This is a genomic window from Streptomyces sp. NRRL F-5650 (assembly GCF_000721365.1).
Classification (GTDB): domain Bacteria; phylum Actinomycetota; class Actinomycetes; order Streptomycetales; family Streptomycetaceae; genus Streptomyces; species Streptomyces ardesiacus.
This window is the reverse complement of record NZ_JOGV01000011.1, coordinates 248,925-272,443: the sequence shown is the minus strand read 5'-3', so window position 1 is coordinate 272,443 and position 23,519 is coordinate 248,925. Positions and strand designations below refer to the sequence as shown.

The 23,519-nt window shown below is 72.1% G+C and carries 15 protein-coding genes; 2 read left to right on the top strand and 13 right to left on the bottom strand.

Annotated features, from left to right (window positions below):
* Nucleotides 1–232 precede the first annotated feature (232 nt).
* The 7 genes from IG88_RS0113935 to IG88_RS0113905 all read right to left on the bottom strand — a co-directional run bounded on the left by IG88_RS0113935 (nucleotide 233) and on the right by IG88_RS0113905 (nucleotide 10,245).
* Entirely contained in the window at nucleotides 233–1,936 is a 1,704-nt protein-coding gene (locus IG88_RS0113935; RefSeq protein ID WP_031039719.1) for a proline--tRNA ligase, read from the bottom strand.
* A 73-nt stretch (nucleotides 1,937–2,009) separates the two neighbouring features.
* Nucleotides 2,010–2,552: a GNAT family N-acetyltransferase gene (locus IG88_RS0113930; protein WP_031039716.1), complete on the bottom strand. Its 543-nt coding sequence runs from the start codon at nucleotides 2,550–2,552 to the stop codon at nucleotides 2,010–2,012.
* Between the two features lie 71 nt (nucleotides 2,553–2,623).
* Complete coding sequence (locus IG88_RS0113925; RefSeq protein WP_031039714.1) at nucleotides 2,624–3,472, bottom strand: GNAT family N-acetyltransferase; 849 nt, start codon at nucleotides 3,470–3,472, stop codon at nucleotides 2,624–2,626.
* 98 nt (nucleotides 3,473–3,570) lie between these two features.
* Complete coding sequence (locus IG88_RS0113920) at nucleotides 3,571–4,602, bottom strand: flavodoxin/ferredoxin-dependent (E)-4-hydroxy-3-methylbut-2-enyl-diphosphate synthase (RefSeq protein WP_031039712.1); 1,032 nt, start codon at nucleotides 4,600–4,602, stop codon at nucleotides 3,571–3,573.
* A gap of 256 nt (nucleotides 4,603–4,858) precedes the next feature.
* Nucleotides 4,859–6,151, bottom strand: a complete 1,293-nt coding sequence (locus tag IG88_RS0113915; RefSeq protein ID WP_107452160.1) for a M50 family metallopeptidase — start codon at nucleotides 6,149–6,151, stop codon at nucleotides 4,859–4,861.
* Nucleotides 6,152–6,159: 8 nt separating this feature from the next.
* Nucleotides 6,160–7,416 carry a 1-deoxy-D-xylulose-5-phosphate reductoisomerase gene (dxr, locus tag IG88_RS0113910; protein ID WP_031039707.1) on the bottom strand — a complete coding sequence of 419 codons (1,257 nt, stop codon included), beginning with the start codon at nucleotides 7,414–7,416 and terminating at the stop codon, nucleotides 6,160–6,162.
* Between the two features lie 876 nt (nucleotides 7,417–8,292).
* Nucleotides 8,293–10,245: an acyl-CoA dehydrogenase family protein gene (locus IG88_RS0113905; protein ID WP_031039703.1), complete on the bottom strand. Its 1,953-nt coding sequence runs from the start codon at nucleotides 10,243–10,245 to the stop codon at nucleotides 8,293–8,295.
* Nucleotides 10,246–10,535: 290 nt separating this feature from the next.
* Here IG88_RS0113905 and IG88_RS0113900 point away from each other — a divergent pair, with 290 nt between their 5' ends.
* The gene (locus IG88_RS0113900) at nucleotides 10,536–11,549 is read left to right on the top strand and encodes a LacI family DNA-binding transcriptional regulator (protein WP_031039702.1); all 1,014 of its coding nucleotides are present in this window, start codon (nucleotides 10,536–10,538) and stop codon (nucleotides 11,547–11,549) included.
* A gap of 64 nt (nucleotides 11,550–11,613) precedes the next feature.
* Here the strand turns inward: IG88_RS0113900 and IG88_RS0113895 are convergent, their stop codons facing one another.
* Genes IG88_RS0113895 through IG88_RS0113870 form a run of 6 tightly spaced genes read right to left on the bottom strand, consistent with a single transcriptional unit; the run spans nucleotide 11,614 to nucleotide 20,288 of the window.
* A complete protein-coding gene (locus IG88_RS0113895) occupies nucleotides 11,614–12,366 on the bottom strand; it encodes a glycoside hydrolase family 12 protein (protein ID WP_078861491.1) in 753 nt (250 codons plus the stop codon).
* 38 nt (nucleotides 12,367–12,404) lie between these two features.
* Nucleotides 12,405–14,621: a glycosyl hydrolase family 95 catalytic domain-containing protein gene (locus IG88_RS0113890; RefSeq protein ID WP_031039696.1), complete on the bottom strand. Its 2,217-nt coding sequence runs from the start codon at nucleotides 14,619–14,621 to the stop codon at nucleotides 12,405–12,407.
* A complete protein-coding gene (locus IG88_RS0113885; RefSeq protein ID WP_031039694.1) occupies nucleotides 14,618–16,588 on the bottom strand; it encodes a beta-galactosidase in 1,971 nt (656 codons plus the stop codon). Before IG88_RS0113885 ends, IG88_RS0113890 begins: the two co-directional genes overlap by 4 nt.
* Nucleotides 16,588–17,544 (bottom strand): carbohydrate ABC transporter permease, encoded by a 957-nt coding sequence (locus tag IG88_RS0113880; RefSeq protein ID WP_031039692.1) that lies wholly within the window; start codon nucleotides 17,542–17,544, stop codon nucleotides 16,588–16,590. The genes IG88_RS0113885 and IG88_RS0113880 overlap by 1 nt, the downstream gene beginning before the upstream one ends.
* Complete coding sequence (locus IG88_RS0113875) at nucleotides 17,541–18,575, bottom strand: ABC transporter permease (RefSeq protein WP_031039690.1); 1,035 nt, start codon at nucleotides 18,573–18,575, stop codon at nucleotides 17,541–17,543. Before IG88_RS0113875 ends, IG88_RS0113880 begins: the two co-directional genes overlap by 4 nt.
* A 27-nt stretch (nucleotides 18,576–18,602) precedes the next feature.
* Nucleotides 18,603–20,288 carry an extracellular solute-binding protein gene (locus IG88_RS0113870; RefSeq protein ID WP_031039688.1) on the bottom strand — a complete coding sequence of 562 codons (1,686 nt, stop codon included), beginning with the start codon at nucleotides 20,286–20,288 and terminating at the stop codon, nucleotides 18,603–18,605.
* A gap of 343 nt (nucleotides 20,289–20,631) precedes the next feature.
* Here IG88_RS0113870 and IG88_RS0113865 point away from each other — a divergent pair, with 343 nt between their 5' ends.
* The gene (locus IG88_RS0113865) at nucleotides 20,632–23,469 is read left to right on the top strand and encodes a glycoside hydrolase family 3 C-terminal domain-containing protein (RefSeq protein WP_031039685.1); all 2,838 of its coding nucleotides are present in this window, start codon (nucleotides 20,632–20,634) and stop codon (nucleotides 23,467–23,469) included.
* The last annotated feature ends 50 nt before the right edge of the window (nucleotides 23,470–23,519 follow it).

The window sequence follows — 23,519 nt, the reverse complement described above, 5'->3', positions numbered from 1 at the left end:
CACGACCCCTTCGCGCCGTACGCGACTGCCGGCCGTCGCCCCCTAGCTGCGGGCAGTCGTGCCGCTGGGGCGGCACGGGTGGGCGCAGCGGCACCCCGCCAGCGCCGGGCCCGCGACCCCACCCCCGCACCCACGCCGGGGCACTCCGCGACGCCGGGCCCGCGAACCCACCCCGCACCCACGCCGGGCAACCCCGCAACGCCGGACCACGTGGCCCCCGGCCGGGCGAGCGTCAGCTCGTGAGGCGGGTCAGGGCCTCCTCGACCGTTACCTCCTCGCGCTCCCCCGTGCGGCGGTCCTTGAGTTCGACCACGCCCTCCGCCGAGCGGCGGCCGGCGACCAGGATCTGGGGGACGCCGATGAGTTCCGCGTCGGTGAACTTGACGCCGGGAGAGACGCCCGCGCGTTCGTCCACCAGGACGCGGACGCCCGCCGCGGCCAGCTTGTCGGCGATCTCCAGGGCCAGCTCGGTCTGCAGGGCCTTGCCCGCGGCGACGACGTGGACGTCGGCCGGGGCGACCTCCTTGGACCAGACGAGGCCCTTGTCGTCGGCGTGCTGCTCGGCGAGGGCGGCCACCGCGCGGGAGACGCCGATGCCGTAGGAACCCATGGTGACGCGGGCCGGCTTGCCGTTCTGGCCGAGGACGTCGAGCTTGAGGGCGTCGGCGTACTTGCGGCCGAGCTGGAAGATGTGGCCGATCTCGATGGCGCGGTCCAGCTTCAGGCCCGTACCGCAGTTCGGGCAGGGGTCGCCCTCGCGGACCACGACGACGTCGACGTAGGCGTCGACCTCGAAGTCACGGCCCGCCACGACGTTCTTGGCGTGGGTGTCGACCTTGTTGGCGCCCGTGATCCACGCGGTGCCGGGCGCGACGCGGGGGTCGGCGATGTACTTGACCTTCTCGCCCAGGCCCTGCGGACCGACGTAGCCGCGGACCAGGTCGGAGCGGCCGACGAAGTCCTCGGCGGTGACCAGTTCGACTGCGGCGGGGGCGAAGTGCGCCTCCACCTTGTCCATGTCGACCTCGCGGTCGCCGGGGACGCCCACGGCGACGATCTCGCCGTCCACCTTGACCAGAAGGTTCTTGAGGGTGGCCGAGGCCGGTACGCCGAGGGAGGCGGCCAGGGTCTCGATGGTGGGGGTGTCGGGGGTCGGGATGTCCTCGGCGGCGGGGACGTCGGTGGCCTCGACCGGGACGAGCTTGTAGGTGATCGCCTCCGTGTTGGCGGCGTAGTCGCAGTTCGGGCAGTCCGCGAAGGTGTCCTCGCCGGCCTCGGCGGGGGCCAGGAACTCCTCGGACTTGGAGCCGCCCATGGCGCCGGCGGTCGCCGCGACGATGCGGTAGTCGAGGCCCAGGCGCTCGAAGATGCGCTGGTAGGCGGCGCGGTGCAGGGCGTAGGACTCGGCCAGGCCCTCGTCGGCGACGTCGAAGGAGTAGGAGTCCTTCATGAGGAACTCGCGGCCGCGCAGGATGCCGGCCCGGGGGCGGGCCTCGTCGCGGTACTTGTTCTGGATCTGGTAGAGGATGACCGGCAGGTCCTTGTAGGACGACGCCTGGTCCTTGACCAGGAGGGTGAAGATCTCCTCGTGCGTCGGGCCGAGGAGGTAGTCGCCGCCCTTGCGGTCCTGGAGGCGGAAGAGTTCGGGGCCGTACTCGTCCCAGCGGCCCGTGGCCTCGTACGGCTCGCGCGGCAGGAGGGCGGGGAGCTGGACCTCCTGGGCGCCGATGGCGTCCATCTCCTCACGGACGATGCGCTCGATGTTGCCGAGGACCTTCTTGCCGAGCGGCAGCCAGCTCCACAGGCCGGCGGCGGTGCGGCGCACGTAGCCGGCGCGGACCAGCAGCTTGTGGCTGAGGACCTCGGCGTCCGCCGGGTCGTCGCGCAGCGTCTTCGCCATCAACTTCGACATGCGCTGGACCGGTGCGTTGGCCATGGTTCTCGTGTCTCCTGCTGCGTAAGGGTGGTGCTAGGAGGTTAGCCGGGCGGTCCGGTGGGGTGGAAATCGGTTATCGACCGGGCGTGCGCCTGCGCAGCGGGAGCGTGGCGCCCATCACCGCGTACGGCTTCGGGGCGCTGGGGAAGAGGACCTGGCGGGCGAGGTCCTGGTAGCCGAGGGAGCGGTAGAGGGCGCGGGCGGGGCTCTCGGTGTCGATCGCGGAAAGGATCGAGCGGGGTTCGGTGGCGGCGTCGGTGATCGTGGTGATCAGGGCGCGGCCCGCGCCGCGGTTCTGGTGGGCCGGGTGCACGTGCAACTCCGTGATGACGAAGGAGTCGTCCAGCCAGGCGTCGGTGCCCTGGGCGCGCAGGCAGGGCTCGACGACGGTGGACCACCAGTGGGCGCGGTCGTTGGGCATGCCGTAGACGAAGCCGACGAGCCGGCCCCGGTCGGTGGCGCCGAGGGCCCTGGCGCCGGGGTAGGTCATGTGGCGCAGGACGATCTGGCGCCGGACGGCCACTTCGTCGGGGCCGAGGCCGAACGCGGCGGCTTGGACGGCCAGCGCCTCGTCCACGTGTGCGGAGAGGTCCAGTGGGCCGATCACGAGGTCCATGCCGGGGAGCCTACAGGGGTGTTCCGGCGGGGGCGGGCGGTGCGGGTGGTGGACCGGAGGGCGCGCGGCCCTCAGAACAGCACGCTCATGAAGGCGCCCACTTCCTGGAAACCGACCCGCAGGTAGGTCCGTCGCGCCGCCGTGTTGAAGTCGTTGACGTAGAGGCTCGCCACCGGGGCGAAGTCCGCGAGGGCGTGGCGCAGGACCGCCGCCATGGCCGGTGCCGCCAGGCCCTTGCCGCGGTACTCGGGGTGCATCCACACGCCCTGGATCTGGCACGCGCGGTCGGTGGCGGCGCCGATCTCGGCCTTGAAGACCACCTTGCCGTCGGCGTCGAAGCGGGCGAACGAGCGGCCGGAGCCGACGAGTTCGGCGACCCGGGCCTGGTAGAGCAGGCCGCCGTCGCCGGCCATCGGGGAGATGCCGACCTCCTCGGTGAACATCGCCACGCAGGCCGGCATGATCCGTTCCATCTCGTCCTTGCGGACGCGGCGGACGTAGGGGTCCGGGGCGATGTCGTCGGGGAGGCGGTCGGTGACCATGAGGGGCTGGTGGGCACGGACTTCGCGGGCCGGGCCCCAGGCCGGTTCGAGCAACCGCCACAACTGGCCGGTCGGTTCGGCGGGGCCGACGATCGAGGAGCAGCGGCGACCGGCCCGCCGGGCGCGGTCGGCGAAGCCGCGGACGGCGCGCGGAGTGGCGCAGATCGGGACGAGGTTGGCGCCCGCGTAGCACAGGGACGTGAGCATGCCGTGCTCGTACCAGCCCCACATCTCGCCGCCCAGGCGCCAGGGGTCGAGTCCGGCGATCTGGACGCGCGCGGTCACGAAGGCGTTGGCGACCGGCTCGCGGTCGAGGACGGCGAGCGCGGCGTCCAGGTCGCTCGGTTCGAGCACGCGGGAGGTGGTCTGCGTCAACACGTGCGGGGGCCTCACCCTGAGATCTGCTGGTCTCCGCACTGTACCTGTCGCGCATATGCCGCGCCGCCCCCAGGGCGACGCGGCACGGGTGGGCGGGGTCAGCCCGCGACGGAGACCGAGGGCTCGCCGGAGATCACGCCGTCCTTCTCCATCTGCTCGGCGATCTTCATGGCCTCCTCGATGAGGGTCTCCACGATCTTCGACTCGGGGACGGTCTTGATGACCTCGCCCTTGACGAAGATCTGCCCCTTGCCGTTGCCGGAGGCGACGCCGAGGTCCGCCTCACGGGCCTCGCCGGGGCCGTTCACCACGCAGCCCATGACGGCGACGCGCAGGGGGACCTCCATGCCCTCCAGGCCGGCGGTGACCTCCTCGGCCAGCTTGTAGACGTCGACCTGGGCGCGGCCGCAGGACGGGCAGGACACGATCTCCAGGCCGCGCTGGCGGAGGTTGAGCGATTCCAGGATCTGGATGCCGACCTTGATCTCCTCGACCGGCGGGGCCGACAGGGAGACGCGGATGGTGTCGCCGATGCCCTGGGAGAGCAGCTCGTTGTGCTTGACCGAGATCTTGATGTCCCGGAAGTCGTGCTCCTCGAAGAGCGACGCCTCCCACAGGGCGGACTCCGCCAGCGCCTCGGGGGTGGCCTTGCCGTACTTCTGGAGCAGGCGGCGGTCCAGGGAACCGGCGTTCACGCCGATGCGGATGGGCGTGCCGTGGTCCTTCGCGGCCTTGGCGATCTCCTTGACCTTGTCGTCGAACTGCTTGATGTTGCCCGGGTTCACCCGGACCGCCGCGCAGCCCGCCTCGATGGCGGCGAAGACGTACTTCGGCTGGAAGTGGATGTCGGCGATCACCGGGATCTGCGACTTCTTCGCGATCACCGGCAGCGCGTCGGCGTCGTCCTGGGTGGGGCAGGCCACACGGACGATCTGGCAGCCCGACGCCGTCAGCTCGGCGATCTGCTGGAGCGTGGCGCCGATGTCGGAGGTGCGGGTCGTGGTCATGGACTGCACGGACACGGGGGCGTCGCCACCCACCGCCACGGGCCCGACCTGGATCTGCCGGCTCTTGCGGCGCTCCGCGAGCCTGGTCGGAACGTCCGGCATGCCGAGAGAAATCGCAGTCATCTGCTGTGCAACCCCAAGTCGTGGATCAAGGTCCGGCCCCGTTCAGCGGCGGGCTCCGGCATCCGAGATTACGGCACCGACATGAACGCCGGGCACGCGGCGTACGGCAGATGCACCCTTTGGCGGCCTTCTGCCGGGCGAGCGGAGTGAAGCCCGGTCCGGAGGGACATGCTCTCCGGATCGGGCTTCTCATCGGATCGGTCGGACGGTCCGCAGATCGGGTCGTCGTCCCGCTGTCCCGCGGTCCGCCCGGGCGTCAGCTTATGCGCACCGGGTTGACGACGTCCGCCACCAGCACGAGCAGGGTGAAGCAGACGAAGACACCCGCCACCACGTAGGCCACCGGCATCAGCTTGGCCACGTCGAAGGGCCCGGGGTCGGGCCTGCGCAGCACCCTGGCCGCGCCCCGGCGCAGCGATTCCCACAGGGCGCCCGCGATGTGGCCGCCGTCGAGCGGCAGCAGCGGGAGCATGTTGAAGAGGAACAGGGAGAGGTTGAACCCGGCCACCAGCATGACGAACAGGGCGAGCTGCTGGGTGGGCGGGATGTCCAGGGTGGCGATCTCGCCGCCGACGCGGGCGGCGCCGACGACACCCATCGGGGAGTCCGCCTCGCGCGGTCCGTCGCCGAAGGCCGCGTCCCAGAGGGCGGGGATCTTGCCGGGCAGGGCGGCGAGGTTGTCGACCGCGTCGCTGATGCGGTCGCCCATCCAGGTCACGGACTGGCCGAAGTCCTGCTTCACCACGCCGGTGGCGGAGCTGAAGCCGAGGAAGCCGGCGGTGACGTACTCGCCCTGGACGATCTGTCCGTGGGAGTCCTTCTTGGCGACCTTGTTGGTGGCGATGGTCGCGTGGAGGGTGATCTCCTCGCCCTTGCGCTCGACCACGACCGGCACGTCCTTGCCGGGGTTGGCGCGGATCAGGTCGGACAGCCGGTCCCAGTCGTCGGTCCGTACGCCGTCGAAGGCGAGGATCTTGTCACCGGCCCTGAGGCCCGCGGCGGCGGCCGGGGAGGCCGGGTCGGACTTGGTGCAGTCGTCGCGGTTCTCGCTCTGCGAGATGACGCACTTCGAGACGGAGCTGACGGTGGTGGTCTGCTGCGAGATGCCGAAGCCCATCAGGACGGTGAGGAAGAGCACCACGGCCAGGACGAGGTTCATGAACGGGCCGGCGAACATGACGATGACGCGCTTCCACGGCTTGCGCGTGTAGAAGAGCCGCTTCTCGTCGCCGGGCTGCAGTTCCTCGAAGGCGGCCGAGCGGGCGTCCTCTATCATCCCGCGCCAGGGCGAGGTGGAGCGTGCCTCCAGGCGGCCGTCGGCGCCGGGCGGGAACATGCCGATCATGCGGATGTAGCCGCCGAAGGGGATGGCCTTGACCCCGTACTCGGTGTCGCCCTTCTTCTTCGAGAACAGCGTCGGCCCGAAGCCCACCATGTACTGCGGTACCCGGATGCCGAACATCTTGGCCGTGGACAGGTGGCCCAGCTCGTGCCAGGCGATGGAGAAGAGCAGGCCGACGGCGAAGAGGACTATGCCGAGGATGAACATCAGGGTCGTCATGCACGGGCCTCCGCCGTCTGTGCCGCCAGTTGCCGGGCCCGGGCGCGCGCCCAGGTCTCCGCTTCGAGGACGTCCGCGACGGTGAGCGAGGTTCCCGTACGGGGGGTGCCGTGCTCCTCGACCACCCGCGTGACGGTCTCCATGATCCCCAGAAACGGCAGCGCGCCGGAGCGGAACGCCTCGACGCACTCCTCGTTGGCGGCATTGAACACCGCCGGGGCCGTGCCCGCGAGCTGTCCGACGTGCCGGGCCAGGTTGACGGAGGGGAAGGCCTCGTTGTCGAGGGGGAAGAACTCCCAGGTCGAGGCCTTGCTCCAGTCGAAGGAGGGCGCGGCGTCAGGGACGCGGTCGGGCCAGCCGAGGCCCACGGCGATGGGCCCGCCCATGTCGGGGGGCGTGGCGTGGGCCAGGGTCGATCCGTCCGTGTACTCCACCATCGAGTGGACATACGACTGCGGGTGCACGACCACCTCAATGCGGTCGAAGGGAATGTCGTAGAGCAGGTGGGCCTCGATCACCTCCAGGCCCTTGTTGACGAGGGTGGCGGAGTTGATCGTGATCACCGGCCCCATGGCCCAGGTGGGGTGGGCGAGGGCGTCCTCGACGGTGACGCCCGCCAGCTCCTCCCTCGTACGGCCCCGGAACGGGCCGCCGGAGGCGGTGACGACCAGCTTGCGCACGTCGGCGCGGGTGCCGGCGGCCAGCACCTGGAAGAGGGCGGCGTGCTCGGAGTCGACCGGGATGATCTGACCGGGCTTGGCCAGCGCCTTGACCAGCGGGCCGCCGACGATGAGCGACTCCTTGTTGGCCAGCGCGAGGGTGCGGCCCGCCTCCAGGGCGGCGAGGGTGGGCGCGAGTCCGATGGAGCCGGTGATGCCGTTGAGCACGGTGTGGCAGTCGGAGGCGGCGAGGTGGGTGGCCGCGTCCGGTCCGGCGAGGATCTCGGGGAGCGGCTCGCCCGTGCCGTACTGGGCGGAGAGCGCCTCCCGCAGCGCCGGTACGACGTCCTCGCGGGCGACGGCGACGGTCCGCGCCCTCAGCCGGTACGCCTGCTCGGCGAGGAGGGCGACCCGGCTGCCGTTGGCGGACAGGGCGGTGACCCGGAAGCGGTCCGGGTTGCGCAGCACGAGGTCGATGGCCTGGGTCCCGATCGACCCGGTGGACCCGAGGATCACCACGTCCTTCGGGCCGTCGCCCGCCACCGGGTCGTAGACGAGGTGGGGGTCGGCGAGTGGGGCTGGACTGTCGCTCATCCCCCCATTGTGTCCGCAACGGCCCTCCGGGAGGACAGCGCGTCCCTCGGTCGGGTGTCGCCCTGCACACACGGAGGAAGGCCGGAGCACCCTCCCACTCGCCTCCGGCCGGGGGCCGGGCCGGAACCGGGGCCCGCCGCGCCCGTGCCCGGCCGGCCGGGCAGCGGAAGCCGGCGGCTGCTTGCCCGCACCGGCCCGGAAACCGAGAACGCGGGGAGCACACCCGGACGACCCGCAGGGGGCGAACACCGTCGGCAGCACGCCGGGACGGCCCGGCGCCGACGTCGGGCGGCGGCACGGACCGCCCGGCCCCGCCGGGACACGGCCCGGCGTCCGGCGCCGTTCAGGTCGCGGCCCGGCCCGGCCGACAGCCCTCCCCTCCCGCTCAGCCGCCCGGACTTGGGCCCCGGCTCGCACGGACCGGAGCCGACTCCCGAGGCGCTCAGCGACGCCACCCGCAACGGGGCCCCGCCCGGCACCGGAAGCCGCCGGCAGCATGGCCCGACGGGATCACCACCGACCTCGGGCGGCCCGAACCGCCGAGCCCTGCCGGAGCGCGCCCCAGCAACGCCGACCGCGCTCGACGGCCCCGTCGTCCGGCCTGAGCCCTCACCCGGACGGGAAGGAGCCGACTCCCGAGGCGCTCAACGACGGCACCCGCAACGGGGCCCCGCCCGGCACGGGAAGCCACCGGCCGGACGGTCGGCGCCGGAGTCGGGCGGCACGGGCCGGGCCCTGCCCGGCGTCCGCGGCGGTGTCCGGCGCGTCGTTCAGGTCGCGGCCCGACCCCGCCGACGGCCCCTCCCGCCCCGCCGACCGCCCGGGCTTGGCCACCCGGCTCGGGCGGTCGGCCGGGCGGGGCCGGGGGGTTTCGGCTCAGCCGATGGCTCGGCGGAGGTTCTTCCGCCGGGACTCCCCCGGGGTCGCGTCCGCGATCCACGGGCCGTCGCCGGAGGGGTCGACGACGCCCTGCTCCAGCCACTCGTACGCGCCGCCCAGTACGCCCTTGACGACCTTGCGGTCCAGGTCGTCGGTGTTGGTCCACAGGCGGCCGAAGAGCTCCTCGACGCGGATGCGGGACTGGCGGCAGAAAGCGTCGGCGAGCTGGTAGGCCTCGCGGCCGTGGTCGCCCCGGGCCCGCAGGTGCTCGGCGCGTACGCAGGCGGCGCTCATCGCGAACAGCTCCGCGCCGATGTCGACGATCCGGCCCAGGAAGCCCTGCTTGGTCTCCATCCGGCCCTGCCAGCGGGACATGGCGTAGAAGGTGGAGCGGGCGAGCTTGCGAGCGGTGCGTTCGACGTAGCGCAGGTGCCCGGACAGGTCCCGGTGGCCGGCGGGGTGGAAGTCCGCGTACGAGCGCGGGAGTTGGCCGGGTCCCGCGACGAGCTTCGGCAGCCACTTGGCGTAGAAGACGCCCGCCTGGGCGCCCGCCCTCGCCTTGTCGGACAGGGTCTTGTCGGGGTCGATCAGGTCGCCCGCGACGGAGAGGTGGGCGTCGACGGCCTCGCGCGCGATCAGCAGGTGCATGATCTCGGTGGAGCCCTCGAAGATGCGGTTGATGCGCAGGTCCCGCAGGAGTTGCTCGGCGGGGACCGCCCGCTCCCCGCGGGCTTCGAGGGAGGCCGCCGTCTCGAAGCCCCGGCCGCCGCGGATCTGGACCAGCTCGTCGGCCATCAGGCAGGCCATCTCGGAGCCGTAGAGCTTGGCGAGGGCGGCCTCGATACGGATGTCGTTGCGGTCCTCGTCGGCCATCTGGGAGGAGAGGTCCAGGACGGCCTCCAGGGCGAAGGTCGTCGCCGCGATGAAGGAGATCTTGGAGCCGACCGCCTCGTGCAGCGCGACCGGCTTGCCCCACTGCTCGCGCACCGCCGACCACTCGCGGGCGATCTTCAGGCACCACTTGCCGGCCCCGACGCACATCGCCGGGAGGGAGAGGCGACCGGTGTTCAGCGTGGTCAGGGCGATCTTCAGGCCCGCGCCCTCGGGGCCGATGCGGTGGGCGGCCGGGACGCGGACCCGGTGGAAGCGGGTGACGCCGTTCTCCAGGCCGCGCAGGCCCATGAAGGCGTTGCGGTTCTCGACCGTGATGCCCTCGGAGGCGGCCTCGACCACGAACGCCGTGATGCCGCCCCTGCCCTCCGCGGACTTCGGGACGCGGGCCATGACCACGAGCAGGTCGGCGACGACGCCGTTGGTGGTCCACAGCTTCACGCCGTCGAGGACGTAGTCGTCGCCGTCCCGGACGGCGGTGGTGGCCAGGCGGGCCGGGTCGGAACCGACGTCCGGTTCGGTCAGCAGGAAGGCCGAGATGTCGGTGCGGGCGCAGCGCGGCAGGAACGTGTCCTTCTGCTCCTGGGTGCCGAACATCTTCAGCGGCTGCGGCACGCCGATCGACTGGTGGGCGGAGAGCAGCGCGCCGATCGCCGGGTTCGCGGAGCCGACCAGGGCGAGCGCCTTGTTGTAGTAGACCTGGGTCAGGCCGAGGCCGCCGTACTTGGTGTCGATCTTCATGCCGAAGGCGCCCAGCTCCTTCAGCCCGGTGATCACGTCGTCGGGGATCCGCGCGTCGCGCTCGATCACCGCGCCGTCGATCTTCGTCTCGCAGAAGTCGCGCAGCTTGGCCAGGAACTCCTCGCCCCGCTGGACGTCCTCGTCGGCCGGGAGCGGGTGGGGGTGGACGAGGTCGAGGCGGAAGCGGCCGAGGAAGAGCTCCTTGGCGAAGCTGGGCTTGCGCCAGTCCTGTTCCCGGGCCGCCTCCGCGACCTGGCGGGCCTCACGTTCGCTGACGGTGGGTCGGGAGGGGGAGGAAGGGGTGGGTGGTGCGGGCATGAGGCTCACCTCGCCACGATTCGTCCGGCACGCACGTGCGGACGTACGTTATGTGAAGGCGCTACTCGATCGTATGTACCCGATATCGGGCGACCCGGCCAGACCGCGCGGCCGTTCGGTCGATACTGCTCGGGGGAGGCCGGAAGGCAGATCTTCGCTGGAGAAGGCAATCGAAGCGCTTCGACTGCCTATGGACAGCCGTCCCTACTGCGGGCTACTGTCGGACTACCCTCGCCCACCCCTGTTGGTCCCGCGCGCTGTCGAAGCGCTTCACAAGCTTGGAGAGCTGGATGGTCACTCTCGCCGAGGTCGCCCAGCACGCCGGAGTCTCGGCCAGTACGGTGAGTTATGTCCTCAGCGGCAAGCGGTCCATCTCCACCACCACCCGGCAGCGGGTCGAGGAGAGCATCAGGAAGCTCGGCTACCACCCGAACGCCGGCGCCCGCGCCCTGGCCAGCAGCAAGTCCAACATCATCGCGCTCATGATCCCGTTGCGCACCGACATGTACGTGCCGGTGATGATGGAGATCGCCATCGCGGTCGCGGCCGGCGCGCGCACCCACGGGTACGACATCCTGCTGCTCACCGGCGAGGAGGGACCCGACGCGGTGCGCCGCGTCACCGGCAGCGGTCTCGCCGACGCGATGATCCTCATGGACGTCGAACTGGACGACGAGCGGCTCCCCCTGCTGCGCGGCACCGACCAGCCCTCCGTGCTCATCGGCCTCCCCGCCGACACCGAAGGACTCACCTGCGTCGACCTGGACTTCCGGGCGACCGGGGCGCTGTGCGTGGAGCATCTGGCGGAGCTGGGCCACCGCGACATCGCCGTCATCGGTGAGGCCGCCGCCGTCTACGAACGGCACACCGGCTTCGCCGAGCGCACCCTCGACGGCCTGCGCACCCGCGCCCGGGAGCTGGGGCTGCGGCTGCTGCACCGGCCCTGCGACGGCGGGTACGACGCGATGGCCGTGACCTTGGCCCGCGTCTTCGACGAACGCCCCGGCACCACCGGCTTCGTCGTCCAGAACGAGGCGGCGGTCGAGCCGCTGCTCGCCCTGCTGCGCCAGCAGGGCCGGGCCGTGCCGGAGGACGTGTCGGTGGTCGCGGTCTGCCCCGACCAGGTCGCCACCCAGGCCTCGGTGCGGCTCACCTCGGTCGCGGTCCCCGCCCAGGAGATGGGCCGGCGGGCCGTGGAGCAACTGGTCGCCAAGCTCCGGGGCCGCGGGAGCGACGAGGTCGTGCTGCTCGCGCCGGAGCTGACCGTCCGGGCCAGCTCGGGGCCGGCGCCCGTCCGGCCGTAGCGGTCCGCCCGCGCACCGCGGCGGGCGGACCCCGCCCCTGCGCCGTGGTGCGCGGGCGTCCCGGTCAGCCGCCGCTGACCGTCAGGTTGTCGGTGCGGAAGTCCAGGCCGCCGGCGGACGAGGTGATCTCGTAGCCGAACTGCACGTCGCCGATGGTCTCGTCGCCCATCCAGCCCTTGGTGTCCTTGATCCACTTCAGGATCGGGAGGATGTTCACCGTGCCGGAGTCCGAGTCCGAGGTGCGCAGGAACGAGAAGACCTCGTTGGCGCCGTTGTCGCCCTTGTAGACGTTCCAGGTGTGGCCGCCGAGGCTGACCGTCCCCTGCGGGGTGCCCAGCGGGCCGACGGCACCGGTGTGGTTGACCCAGAGCATGATCTCGTAGTCGTAGTCCGTGTCCCAGATGTCGTACGACGTGTTGTACGCGCCCGACGACGGGACCGTGACGGCGTAGCTGCTGGTGAGCGAGGTGAGGGCGGAGACCGGCTTGTTGATCACCTTCTTGGCGTTCGGGTAGGACTTGATGCCGCCGGTGTTGGGGTGGTCGGCCCAGACACCCCAGTTGGTACCGGAGTTGGCCCACACGCACTGGCTTCCGGCGCCGGAGCCCCAGATGTTGTTGTAGAGGGTGTAGCCGTTCAGGCTGGTGTTGCCCCACTGGTCGCAGGAGTTCCAGACGGCGGCCTGGGCGGGGGCGGAGGCGAGGCCGACGGTGGCGCCGAGCGCGAGGGCCGGGGCGAGGAGCGCGGTCAGGGTGCGGGTGCGGGTGGTGCGGGTGCCGGCGGTGCGGGTGCGGGTGGTGCGCGTGCGTGGTGCCATGGCGGTTCCTTCCATGGGTGGGGGGACGTGCGCTGGTGTTACCGCGCCTTGACGCTGATGGCGCGGTCCTCCCCGGCGACGAGGTCGAGCGGTTCGGCGCCGGAGGGAGTCCTCAGTTCGATGCGGCGGGTGCGGTCCGGGCGCAGGACGGCCGTGGCGCTGCCGTCCGGCGCCCAGGTGAGGTCGAGCGACGCCCCGAACCGGGTCCGCACGCCCCGGAGTTCACCCCGTGGGCAGGAGTCCGGGAGGGCGGGCAGCAGCACCAGCCGGCCGGGGGTGGACTGCACGAGCATCTCGATGAGCACGGCGGGCAGGGCGTGCGCGGCGTCCGCGTTGTAGACGTCGCGGTGGGGGTAGTGGGCGCTCATCAGGGAGGCGTGGAAGAAGTCGCCGCCGAGGACCCGGCCGAGCGCGTGGGCGACCCGGCTGCCGTCCCGCAGGCGGGCCGCGACCAGGGCGTGGTGGAGGTGGCCGTGGGCCGAGTCGTTCTCGGCGCCGCGCAGTTCGAGGGCACGGTGGGCGGCCTCGGCGAGGCCGGGGGTGTCGTACGGGTTGATCTCGTCGAGCGGCCAGACGCCGTAGAGGTGGCTGAGGTGGCGGTGGTCGTAGGTGTCCTCCAGGCCGGGCCGCGCCCATTCCGCCAGGGCGCCGTCGGCATTGGTCCGGTGCGGGGGGAGGCGGTCGGCGAGGGCGCGCCAGCGGTCGGCGTGCCGGGGGTGGCGGTCGGCGGCGGTCAGCAGGGCGTGCCGGGCTGCGGAGAGGTCCATGGCCGCGTTGAGGGTGCCCCAGCTCGCGTTGGCGGGGCGGTTCTCGGGCGAGTAGGAGGGGACGACGACCAGGTGTCCTTCGTCGTCGGTCCGGGTGAGGAAGTCCTCGTAGAACAGGGCGGCTTCGGCGAGCGCGGCGGTGGTACGCGGGTCCTGCGCGCCGTGGCTCTCGTCGTGGTCGACCAGGGGCTTGAGCAGCCAGTCGGCGCCCGCGGTCCACAGGTGCAGCGGGTACTCGCGGCTGAAGTGGTACGTGTGGCCGCACTCGCCGTCGGTGTGCGAGGGCGCGACCGCGCCCCGGGTGCCGAAGATCGCTCGGGCGTTGTCCCGCCAGTGCGGGAGCTGGCGGTGGACCAGCGCGGCGTGGGCCTCGGTGACCTCGGGAAGGGCGGCGGCCGCGGCGGAGGCGGTCTGGAGGTTGAGATTGGCGTTGGTGGTGAAGGCGCCGGACCAGGCGGTGTTCCAGTCGCCGGTCCACAGGCCGGTGAGGCGGGGCGGGAGCAGGCCGCTCGCCGACAGCAGGTGGTAGCGGCCGGCGGCGAAGAGGCGTTCCAGCAGGGCGGGGCTGTGCGGCCGGGCGAGCAGTTCGGAGCCCGGCAGGGCGCGTTCGGCGGGGTCGGCGGCCAGGTCGAGGGTGACGCGGTCGTAGGCGGTGCGGTGCCGGCTCAGGTGCCGGGCGAGGAGGCCGTCGTAGGTGGCCGCGGCCGGGCCCTGGTGCAGCAGTTCGCGCAGGGCGCGGCCCTCGGCGAGGGCGTCCAGCTCGCCGGTGTGCCGGTGCACCCGCGTCAGCAGCAGCACCCCGGTGGCGCCCTCGGCCAGGACGCCGGGCGGCACGAGCCTCGTGGTGCCGCCGGTGACGGCGAGCAGGGTGACGCCGGTGTAGGCGAGGTCGCTGCCGGGGTAGCGGGCGCGCAGGGTGAGCAGGGCGCCCTCGGGGGTGAGGACGGCGCCGTGGCCGATGCCCAGTCCGGCGGGGGCGCCGGGCAGGCGGGGGTCGAGGGACAGGTCGAGGGTGAGGTGCGGGGCGGTGACGTGCTGGACGATCACGTCGTCGGCGCGGGAGACGAAGACGCGGCTGGTCCAGCTTCCGCGGGTGGCCGTGGTCTCGCCGGTGGCGAAGTCGACGGCGCGGCGGTAGGGGGCGTCGGCGTCGTCGGTCAACGGCCGGTCCAGGCGGAGCTGGAAGGCCGGGTGGAAGGGGCGCACCCATTGCAGCGGGCGGCCGTCGGTGAAGTCCTCGGCGGCCGTGGTGTCCCCGGCCAGCAGGCGGTCCTGGAGGGCGGGGAGTCCGGCGGCGAGGGCGGGTGGGCGCCGGTGCCCGTCGTCGCCGTCCGGGCGGACGAGGGTGTGGTGGGTGACGATCACCCGGTCGGTGTCCGGGTCGCCGTGCACCAGGGCGCCGTGGTGGCCGTTGCCGCTCAGGAAGGCGTCCTCCCAGCGGGCGGCGGGCTCGGGCTCCCAGGTGCCGTGGACGGGGGTGGCGCTCATGGCTTCAGCACCGCCACGCCGTAGCGGCCCAGGGTGATCCGGCCGGTGGTCTCCGTCCGCGTCAGCAGGTCGTGGTGGGTGCCCGGGAGGCCGACGGTGACCGGCTCGCGGCCGTGGTTGAGCAGGAACAGCACGTCGCCGCGCCGGACCGCCTCGACGCCGTCCGGGAGTCCGTCGAGCACCGGCCGCGCACCCGCGTCGCGGGCCACGCGGGCCAGCAGCGCGCTCAGCGCCCCGGGTTCGGGGAGCGTGGAGACGTACCAGGCGCGGCCCTTGCGCAGGACGGCCGGGAGGCCGTCGAGTTCCCCGCCCCGGTACGCCACGGTCTCGTCGGCGGTGCCGTCGGGCTCCAGTTCCTCGGACCACAGGGTGCCGCGCAGGCCGCCCTCGCACGCGACGTCCTCCCCCGGCCGCAGCGGCCACCACTCGTGCAGGGTGCGGATGCCGAACAGCTCGCGCAGCCGGGCGTCCATGGCGCCGGGCCGGACCCGGTCGTCCTGGTCGGCGACGCCGGTCAGGAAGCCGCAGACGAGGGTGCCGCCGCCGTGCACGTACGCGAGGAGGTTGTCGACGGCGGCGTCGGTGAGGGCGTAGAGCTGCGGGACGACGACGAGCCGGTAGCGGGTCAGGTCGTGGCGGGGGTGGGCGAAGTCGGTGGTGAGGCCGGCCCGCCAGAGCGCGCGGTGCCAGGCGCCGAGGACGTCCGGGTAGTCGACCTCGCGGGAGGGCCGGGCCTCCTGGTCGCCGGCCCACCAGGAGTGCCAGTCGTGCAGGACGGCGACGTCCGCGGTGACCGCGGCGCCGCCGACGTGCGGGGCGATCCGGGCCAGGTCCGCGCCGAGCTGCTTCACCTCCTGGTACGTGCGGCCCTGCTCGCCCGCGTGGGAGACCATCCCGGAGTGGAACTTCTCCGCGCCCTGCCGGGACTGCCGCCACTGGAAGCAGCAGACGGCGTCGGCCCCGCGGGCCACGGCCTGGAGCGACCAGAGGCGGTTCAGGCCGCGCGGCTTGGGGTGGTTCACATCGCGCCAGTTGACGGCTCCGGCCGCCTGTTCCATGAGCATCCACGGGCCGCGGGCCTGGGAGCGGGTCATGTCCTGGACGAGGGCCCCGTGCTGGGCGCCGGACGGGTCGCCCGGGTCGGGGTAGAGGTCGACGGAGACGACGTCCTCCTCCTCGGCCCAGCGCCAGGCGTCCTGACCCGCCCACAGCGGCATGAAGTTGGTGGTGACCGGGAGGTGCGGGGTGTGGCGGCGGACGATGTCGCGCTCGGCGGTGAAGCACTCCAGCAGCATGTCGGAGGTGAAGCGCCGGAAGTCCAGGACCTGGGCGGGGTTCTTGAGGTAGTGGGTGCGGCGGGCCGGGAGGATCTCCTCCCAGTCGCCGTAGCCCTGGCTCCAGAAGGCGGTGCCCCAGGCGGTGTTGAGGGCGTCGAGGGTGCCGTAGCGGTCCCGGAGCCAGCGGCGGAAGCGGGCTGCGGCCTCGTCGCCGTGGTCGTAGGTGCAGTACTCGTTGTTGATGTGCCACATGGTCAGGGCCGGGTGGGCCGCGTAACGGGCGGCCAGGGCCTCGGTGATGGCGGCGGCGTGGCGGCGGTAGACGGTGCTGGAGTGCGAGAAGTGCTGGCGGCCGCCCCACCACTCGGTGCGGCCGTCCTCGTCGCGGGGCAGGGTGTCGGGGTGGAGTCGGCCCAGCCAGGGCGGCGGCGAGGCGGTGGGCGTGGCGAGGACGACGCCGATCCCGGCCTCGTGCACGAGGTCCATGAGCCGGTCCAGCCAGGCGAAGTCGTGCACACCGGGGCGGGGTTCGAGCCGGGACCAGGAGAAGACGCCGAGGGTGACGGAGTTGACGCCGGCGGCCTTCATCAGGCGGACGTCCTCGGGCCAGGTCTCCTCGGGCCACTGCTCGGGGTTGTAGTCGCCGCCGTAGAGGATGCGCCCGCGGGTGACGTCGGACAGGTTCGGCATCAGCCCTTCACCGCCCCGGTGAGCATGCCCTTCTTGAAGTGGCGCTGGACGAAGGGCGACAGGACGGCGACCGGCAGCAGGGCCATGACCATGACGGCCATCTGCACGGCGAGCCCGGACAGTTCACCGGTCTTGATGGCCTGGCCGAGGCCGACCGGCGCCTCCTGCTTCTGCACGAGCTGGATCATGACGTTCTGCAGGGGCAGCATGTCCTGGTCGTTGAGGTAGAGGGAGGCGTTGAACCAGGCGCTCCAGTAGCCGACGGCGTAGAACAGCGTGATCACCGCGACGACCGCGCGGGACAGCGGCAGCACGATCTGCCACAGGATGCGCAGGTCCCCGGCGCCGTCGATGCGGGCGCTGTCGACGAGTTCCTGGGAGATGCCCATGAAGAAGCCGCGCAGCACCAGGATGTTGAAGACGCTGATCGCGCTCGGCAGGATCAGGGCGAGGTAGCTGTCGGTGAGTCCCAGGGACTGCACCAGCAGGTAGGTGGGGATGAGTCCGGCGCTGAAGAACATGGTGGCGAGCAGCACCATGAGGATCCAGCGGTGCCCCAGCGAGCCGCTGCGGGAGAGCCCGTAGGCGCACAGCACGGACACCGCCATGGAGAACAGGGTGCCGACGAGCGTGATGCCGATGCTGACGAGCGCGGCGCGGGTGACCTGGCCGCCGCTGAGCAGTTCCTGGTAGGCGACGAAGGTGATGTCCTTGGGGATCATCACCAGGCCGCCGGCCTCGTCGATGGTCTTGCGGCTGGACAGGCTGGTGACGACGACGATCCACAGCGGGAACAGGATGCCGAGGCAGGCCAGGAGCAGCACCAGCCCCTTGCCGGCCAGCCCGGCCCGGGTGGGTTGCTCCTCCCACACGGGCCGGGGCGGGGCCGCCCACCGGCCGGGTGCGCGCGCCGGCTCGTCGGCCGCCGGGGCCGTCGCCTCTCGTACGGCGGTCACTTCTTGTACACCCCCTGCTCGCCCATGAGGTGGGCCACCTTGTTGGCCGCGAGGACCAGACCGAGACTGATGACGCCCTTGATGAGGCCGGCGGCGGCCGCGTAGCCGAAGTCCTGGTTGCGTACGCCGTTCCACCACACGAAGGTGTCCAGGACCTCCGCGGCGCCGGGTCCCACGGCGCCGCGTTGCAGGAGGATCTGTTCGAAGCCGACGGTGAGGGCGTCGCCGACGCGGAGCACCAGCAGCAGGGCGACGACCGGGCGCAGGGCGGGCAGGGTGACGTGCCACATGCGGCGCCAGCGGTTCGCGCCGTCCATCGCTGCCGCCTCGTAGAGGTCGGGGCTGACCGAGGCGAGGGCGGCGAGGAAGACGATGATCCCCCAGCCGGCGTCCTTCCACACGCTCTGCGCGGTGATCAGGAACTTGAAGGTCTCGGGGTCGGTCATGATGTCGAGCCCGTCGTACCCGTGCTGCCGCAGCAGTTGGGAGAGGAGCCCGGCACCGCCCAGGAGCTGCTGGAAGACGGCGACGACCAGCACCCACGAGAAGAAGTGCGGCAGGTAGAGGATGGCCTGCGCGACCGCCCGTACCCGTGGCCTGACCACGCTGTTGATGAGCAGCGCGAGCAGGATCGGGATGGGGAAGTACAGCAGGAGCTGGAGGACGAAGAGCACGAGGGTGTTCTGGACCGCGTTCCAGAAGGCGGAGTCCTCGAAGATCCGCTGGAAGTTCTCCACGCCCACCCACGGGCTGTGCAGGATGGAGACGACGCCGTTGTCACTGACGTAGGGGTCGTACTCCTGGAAGGCGACGACGTTGCCGAGGATCGGTACGTAGTTGAAGACCAGCAGCAGCAGGACGGCCGGCAGCGTCATCAGGATCAGGACGCGGTCGCGCCGGAACCTCAGCCGCAGGCTCAGCTTCCCGGTGGGCGGTCTCTTCGCGGCCCCGGTGTCGCCGCCGTGCCCCTTCGGGGGCTTCTTGTTGACTTCGGCCTCGGTGTCGGTCCGAGGCACCGTGCTGTGGGACACGGCGGTTCTCCTTGCCTCAGGACCCGGTCAGCCGGCCGCCGGACCGTTCTCGTCGAGGATCTTCCGGTACCAGTCGCGGAGCTTGTCCCCGCCCTTGCTCTTCCAGTCGGAGACGGCCTGCTGCACGTCGCCGATCTTCTTGCGGCCGCGGATGACGTCGTCCTCCAACTGCTCGAAGTCGTTGGAGAGGTTGGTCCAGCGGGCCGGCTCGGTGATCTGCATGCCGTAGAACGCGGGCTTCTTCGTGACGGCGCCCATGCGCTGCTGCCACTCGACCTGCCCCTTGGCGACCTCGGGGAAGTCGGGGTGGGCGATGGTCGCGGCGGGGCTCGCCACCATCACGTAGGCGTTCATCACGTCGATGTTGCCCTGGTCGGTCTTGGTGGGCACGCCGTCCTTGACCGTGTAGTGGGTGCCCTCCACGCCGTAGTTGGTGGCCATGTACTCCTTGGTGCCGTACGGCGCGGCGGTGACGTTGGCGACGGCCAGCACGTCACGGATCACGGCCTCGGACGCCTTCTTGTTGACGAAGGCGAAGATGCTCGCCGGGTTCTGCGCCCACAGTGCGGGGGTGCCGCCGTCGTGGCCGAAGATGTCCATGCCCCAGATCTTGAACTCCGGGTTCTGGACGGCCTGTTCGGCGGTGCGGCTCCACCACTGCGACATGTCCTGGTTGTAGATCAGGAACTCCCCGGCGGCGAACTTCGGTCCGGGGTCGGCGGCGTTGGACTTGCCCAGCTTGGCGTCGGGGTGCACGACCCCGGCGGCGAACAGCTTGCGCGTCCACTCCAGGGCCTCGAGGTACTCGTCGGTCTCGATGCGGTAGACCAGCTTGCCGTCGACCTCGTTCCAGCCGAGCGACTTCTCGTTGCCGGAGAGCACGCCGAAGGCGTTGAAGGCGGTCCACTTCATGTCCAGGCAGGCCCAGCGCTTGGCCTTGGCGTTGGTGGCGTCCTTGGCCAGTGCCATGAACTCGTCGCAGGAGCGGGGGACCTCGTAGCCCTCCTTCTCGAAGATGTCCTGGCGGTAGAACGGCACGATGGCGGGGACGTACGAGGACGGCAGCGGCAGGCCGCGCAGCTTGCCGCCGAAGATGGAGCGCTGCCAGGCGTCGGTGGGGATCGCGGCGAGGTTCGGGTACTCCTTGACCGCGTCGCCGGAGAGGTAGGGGCCGAGGTCGGCGAACTTGCCGATGATGGCGCTGGGGATCTTGCCGGTCATGTTCCAGCCGGGCACGACCACCACGTCGGGCACCTCGCTGGAGGCGAGGACGGCGCCGAGCTTCTGGTCGTAGGTGTTGCCGTCCTGGTTCTGCCAGACCACGTCGACGCCGATGAGGTCGTTCATCGCCCGGTAGTAGGCGTTGTCCTCCTTGGGCGGCGACCCCCAGAACGGCGACATGACGGTGACCCTGCCGCCCTTGCCGAGCTTCTTGGGCACCGAGGTCTTCAGGCCCGCCAGGTCGAGCTTGCCGGTGAAGCCGACCGCGGAACCGTTCTTGCTGGGGATGTCGGGGGTGACCACGTTGCTCGCCACGTAGGCGGGAAGGATCTTCTTGGCGTCCTTGCCCGACGTGGTGCCGTCGCGCGAGCCCCCGTCGGATCCGCCGCAGGCGGAGAGCAGGGGCAGGCCTCCCGCCACCGCTGCGGTGGCCACCGCGGTGGAGGCGAGAAAACTTCTCCGGCTGGGACCGGAGGCGGCGTTCGGCGTCATGTGCGTCAACCCTTCGTGCCTTCGTGGCGCACCGGGACACCCGGCGGCGGCCGTCGGGTGCGGTGTCTTTGAGGGAACTGGGACCAGTTCGTGTCGAAGCGCTTCGATGTTGCAGCGAGGTTAAGTTAACCCCCCGGGGGGCACAAGAGCCGTTTCCAATATTCCTGTTCGGCACCCCCGGGAAAGGTCTTGACCACACTCCCTTTTCCACGGCGAGTGCCCGAGGCGAAGTGGCACCGGCCGAGGCGCAATCCGCCGCAGCGTCTTGACACCCACCCTGGGGTGCACAGAGCATCGAAGCGCTTCGACGTCCTACCCGCACCATCCGCAAGGGGACCACCTCGTGACCGCACCCACGCCGCCGTTCCGTGATCCGCAACTGCCGTTCGCGAAGCGCGTCGACGATCTGATGTCGCGGCTCACGCTCGACGAGAAAACCGCCTTCCTGCACCAGTTCGCGCCCGCGGTCGAGCGTCTGGGCATCGCCGCCTTCCGCACCGGCCAGGAAGCGCTGCACGGTGTGGCCTGGATGGGCCCGGCGACCGTGTTCCCGCAGGCCGTGGGGCTCGGCGCCACCTGGAACGAGGACCTCGTGCACCGGGTCGGCGAGGCGGTGTCCAAGGAGGCCCGGGCGATGCGCGCGCGGGACGAACGCGTCGGCCTCAACGTCTGGTCGCCGACCGTGAACCTGCTGCGCCACCCCCTGTGGGGCCGCAACGAGGAAGGCTACTCGGAGGACCCGAAGCTGACCTCTGCCATCGCCACGGCCTACACCCGGGGTCTGCGCGGCGACCACCCGACGTACTGGCGCACCGCTCCGGTCCTCAAGCACTGGCTCGCCCACAACAACGAGACCGCCCGGGACACCTCCTCGTCCTCGGTCCGCCCGCGCGTGCTGCACGAGTACGACCTGCGGGCCTTCCGCGCGACCGTCGAGGCGGGCGCGGTGGCCGGGGTGATGCCGGCCTACAACCTGGTCAACGGCCGCCCCAACCACCTCTCCCCCGACCTCGGCCGCCACCTGCGCACCTGGACCGAGGAGGACCTCCTGGTCTGCTCCGACGCCGGCGCCCCCTCCAACCTGGTCGACTCCGAGCACTACTTCGACACCCACGAGGAGGCCACCGCCGCCGCGCTGCGGGCCGGAGTGGACAGCTTCACCGACCACGGCACGGACCCCTCGAAGATCGTGGCGCGGGTCCGGGGCGCCCTGGAGCGGGGCCTGCTGACGGAGGCGGACGTGGACGCGGCCGTGCGGCGGCAGTTGTCGGTCCGTTTCCGGCTCGGCGAGTTCGACCCGGGGCACGACCCGCACGCGGACGTACGGGACTTCGACACGCCGGAACACCGGGCGCTGGCGCGGGAGGCGGCCGAGCAGGCGGTGGTCCTGCTCAAGAACGACGGCCTCCTGCCCCTGGCCTCCGACACCCGCGTCGCCGTCGTCGGGCTGCTCGCCGACGAGTGCAAGCTCGACTGGTACAGCGGCACGCTCATCCACCGCTCGACCCCGCTGGAGGGCCTGTACGAGCGGTTCGGCGCCGACCGCGTGAGCTTCGCGGAGGGCGTGGACCGGGTCAGGCTCCGCACGGCCGACGGCACGTTCCTGCACGTCGTGCCGTCGGGCGACGCCCCCGCCGAGGGGCGCGGCACGGAGGCCGCCCTCGACCCGGCCCTGCTCGCCGGCCGCACCGACCTGCCGCCCCTGACCACCGACGCGGCCGGCACCGAACTGGCGCTCGTCGACTGGGGCGAGGGCGTGCTCACCCTGCGCGCACCCGACGGCCGCTACCTGTCCGTCGCCGAGGACGGCTTCCTGCGCGCCTCCGCCGACCAGCCCGGCGGCTGGGTCGTGCAGGAGACGTTCCGGCTGGAACCCCACGGCGACGGTCACCTCCTGAGGCACACGGGTACGGGCCGCCTCGTCCAGGTCGCCGCCGACGGCGTGAAGGTTGCCGAGGAGGACGACACGGACGGCGAGGTCTTCGAACTGGTCGTCGCCGAGCGCGGCGAGGAGGCGGTGACGCGGGCGGCGGCCGGGGCGGACGTGGTCGTGGTGGTCGCGGGCAACGACCCGCACATCAACGGCCGCGAGACCGAGGACCGGACGACGCTGCGCCTGCCCGCCCACCAGGAGCGGCTGCTGCGCGCGGCCCGCGCCGCCAACCCGGCGACCGTGCTCGCGCTGGTGTCGGCCTACCCGTACGCGGTCGACGCCGAGGCGCTCCCGGCGGTGCTGTGGACCGCGCACGGGGGGCAGGCGGCCGGGACGGCGCTGGCCCGGGTCCTCGCCGGGGACGTCTCCCCGGCGGGCCGGCTCCCGCAGACCTGGTACGCCGACGACGCCGACCTGCCCGCTCTCCTCGACTACGACGTGATCGGCGGCCGGCAGACCTACCTGTACTTCGAGGGGACGCCGCTGTTCCCGTTCGGGCACGGCCTGTCCTACACGTCCTTCGGGTACGCGGACCTGACGGCGCGGGTGGGGGAGGAAGCGGTCTCGGTGTCCTTCACGGTCACCAACACCGGGGAGGTGGCCGCCGACGAGGTGGCCCAGCTCTACGCCCGCGCCGAGTCCCCGTCGGTACCGCGTCCGCGCCGCGAACTGCTGGCCCACCGCCGGCTGTCCCTCGCGCCCGGCGCGTCGGCCCGGGTCTCCTTCGAGGTCTTGCTGTCCGCCCTCGCGTTCTGGGACGTGGCGCGGGGCCGGTGGCGGCTGGAGCCGGGCCCGTACGCCCTGCTGGTGGGCGCGTCGAGCGAGGACGTGCGCCTGTCGACGACCGTCACGGTCGACGGCGAGCCCGCGGCACCCCGCCCGGTCCGCGAACGCGGCCTGGACGCAGCCGACTTCGACGAGCAGAGCGGCACGGAGATCGTCGACCGGACGAGGACGACGGGCGACGCGGTGACGCCGGTTGGCGGTGGCACGGGTGAACTGCTCTACCGCGCCTGCGACTTCGGCGCCGCTACGACCGGGGTGACGGTGTCGGTGGCGGGCGAGGGCACGGTCGAGCTGGCCCTCGGCGACGGCCCGTGGACGGCGGCCCTGTCACCGGCCGCGCCGACCGCGGGTCCGTACGACTACGTGGAGCTGACCTGTGCCTTCACCGCCGGGGGCGTCCACGACCTCCGCATCAGGCTGCGCGGCTCACTGCGGCTCGCGCACGTCGGCTTCTCCGGCTGAGGGTCCGGAGGAGTCCGGCACGGGGACGGGGGCCCGGCACCGGTGGTCAC

Bases quoted from the DNA above. Each gene is read 5' to 3' on its own strand.
- IG88_RS0113935 (WP_031039719.1), bottom strand. From the start codon at position 1,936: ATGGCCAACGCACCGGTCCAGCGCATGTCGAAGTTGATGGCGAAGACG.
- IG88_RS0113930 (WP_031039716.1), bottom strand. From the start codon at position 2,552: ATGGACCTCGTGATCGGCCCACTGGACCTCTCCGCACACGTGGACGAG.
- IG88_RS0113920 (WP_031039712.1), bottom strand. From the start codon at position 4,602: ATGACTGCGATTTCTCTCGGCATGCCGGACGTTCCGACCAGGCTCGCG.
- IG88_RS0113915 (WP_107452160.1), bottom strand. From the start codon at position 6,151: ATGTTCATCCTCGGCATAGTCCTCTTCGCCGTCGGCCTGCTCTTCTCC.
- dxr (WP_031039707.1), bottom strand. From the start codon at position 7,416: ATGAGCGACAGTCCAGCCCCACTCGCCGACCCCCACCTCGTCTACGAC.
- IG88_RS0113905 (WP_031039703.1), bottom strand. From the start codon at position 10,245: ATGCCCGCACCACCCACCCCTTCCTCCCCCTCCCGACCCACCGTCAGC.
- IG88_RS0113900 (WP_031039702.1), top strand. From the start codon at position 10,536: ATGGTCACTCTCGCCGAGGTCGCCCAGCACGCCGGAGTCTCGGCCAGT.
- IG88_RS0113895 (WP_078861491.1), bottom strand. From the start codon at position 12,366: ATGGCACCACGCACGCGCACCACCCGCACCCGCACCGCCGGCACCCGC.
- IG88_RS0113890 (WP_031039696.1), bottom strand. From the start codon at position 14,621: ATGAGCGCCACCCCCGTCCACGGCACCTGGGAGCCCGAGCCCGCCGCC.
- IG88_RS0113885 (WP_031039694.1), bottom strand. From the start codon at position 16,588: ATGCCGAACCTGTCCGACGTCACCCGCGGGCGCATCCTCTACGGCGGC.
- IG88_RS0113870 (WP_031039688.1), bottom strand. From the start codon at position 20,288: ATGACGCCGAACGCCGCCTCCGGTCCCAGCCGGAGAAGTTTTCTCGCC.